Annotated in this window: 1 protein-coding gene and 1 pseudogene; one reads left to right on the top strand and one right to left on the bottom strand. The window is 47.0% G+C overall.

The window, feature by feature from the left end:
- Positions 1-812: RNA-guided endonuclease InsQ/TnpB family protein (locus B5F76_RS14290; RefSeq protein WP_144268519.1), on the bottom strand; the 812-nt coding region annotated here is incomplete at its 3' end.
- A gap of 20 nt (positions 813-832) precedes the next feature.
- On the opposite strand from B5F76_RS14290, the pseudogene B5F76_RS15445 reads away from it, so the two are divergent.
- Positions 833-946 (top strand): annotated as a pseudogene (locus tag B5F76_RS15445) (IS200/IS605 family transposase); the annotation flags it as partial.

Below are 946 nucleotides of genomic sequence, written 5' to 3'. Positions count from 1 at the left end.
ACAGCCAGATCTTCAAGCACGACAACAGCGTGGTTTTTGCTGATTGACGTAGTTATCTTGTGCAGGAAATCCTTGCGTATGTTGGCTATCTTGTGATGGTGACGCTGAACACGAACAATCTGCTTGTACCAGTTCCTGGAATATTTCTCCTTCCTTGCCAGCTCTTTTTGCAATTTGGCCAGCTTTTTCTCCTCCTTGCGGAAACTGTTGACCGGCTCAATGAAACTGCCATCGGAAAAAGTGGCAAAGCGGGCAACGCCCATGTCAATGCCTATGGCAGATTTCGATGGATGAGCATGAATCGGCTCCTCTCGTTCCGTCTGGATGGAAACAGACCATTTTCCAGCACAACGAGAAACAATCACCTGCTTGATTGTTCCTTTTACAGGACGGCTGTTGTAATAGCGTACCCAGCCAATTTTAGGGAGCCATATGCGGCTGTGTTCCTCATCCAGCTTGAAACCTTGAGGGTAACGAAAGGCGTCATGTCTGCCCTTCTTCTTGTAACGCGGCTGCCTGGCTCGTTGTGCAAAGAAGTTTTCGTAGGCCCTGTTGAGATCAATCAGAGACTGCTGGAGTATCTGGGAATGAGCTTCTGCAAGAAAAGATGTCTCCTCTTCCTTTTTCCATTCCTTCAGCATTCCAGCAAGTTTGTAATACCCTAGACGCTTGCCATTTTCTTCATAGGCCTTTTTCTCCAGCTCCAGCGCCTTGTTCCAGACAAAACGACAGCATCCGGCAAAACGCCGCATGAGTCTTTCCTGTCCGGCCTTTGGCCGAAGTTCATATTTGCAAGCTTGCTTTATTATCATGACATCAGTATATTTGGTCTATGGGAAAAGTCAACGATATCAGACACGGCAGGCACTGTGTCTTTCATCTCCATGTTCATTTGGTCTTTGTCACGAAATATCGCTACGGAGTCTTTACAAGGGAAATCCTTGAC

Source organism: Desulfovibrio sp. An276 (assembly GCF_002159665.1).
GTDB lineage: Bacteria > Desulfobacterota > Desulfovibrionia > Desulfovibrionales > Desulfovibrionaceae > Desulfovibrio > Desulfovibrio faecigallinarum.
The sequence above is the reverse complement of the archived record's forward strand: the minus strand, read 5'-3'. Positions and strand labels throughout refer to the sequence as shown.